The sequence below is a fragment of the Dellaglioa sp. CoH-57-MRSF-22 genome, assembly GCF_056781895.1.
Map to the genome: position 1 here is coordinate 1 of NZ_JBXAXT010000106.1, position 406 is coordinate 406.

Here is a 406-nt window from a genome sequence, read left to right on the forward strand (position 1 = left end):
TGAAAGAACTGGTGAATGTTGTACACCATCGGATGGAAATCGGACGGAAATGCAAAGTTTTGTTTCAGGATTTCGGTTGGCGTGTGATCCGAACAGATGTAATTCTGTTCAGTCACGTGTGGTACACGCATCGAGAAGCCATCCACGTGCCAAACATCGTCGCTCACACTCTTCATGGGGCCGCAGCGAACCGTTACATACACGTACGGATGGTTGACCCCGAGTTTGCGCTGTTCAGCATCGGCACGGATCACCATCGGCTCGATCCACTTCAGCTCGTTCGGGACCACATAGCCCTCGGTCTTGGGGCCACGAATCATCATGCGCAGAATGTACTGATCATGTGGCACAAGAGAACCGTCCACCGGATATGAATTCAGCTCTTGGTTCGCTTTTGCGTAAATCC

The 406-nt window shown here is 51.5% G+C and carries 1 protein-coding gene; it reads right to left on the reverse strand.

What is annotated here, in order from left to right; genetic code table 11:
- Positions 1-406, reverse strand: a 406-nt coding sequence (locus tag AC1RPR_RS08400; RefSeq protein WP_481763501.1) for a hypothetical protein, incomplete at both ends; no start/stop codon positions are given.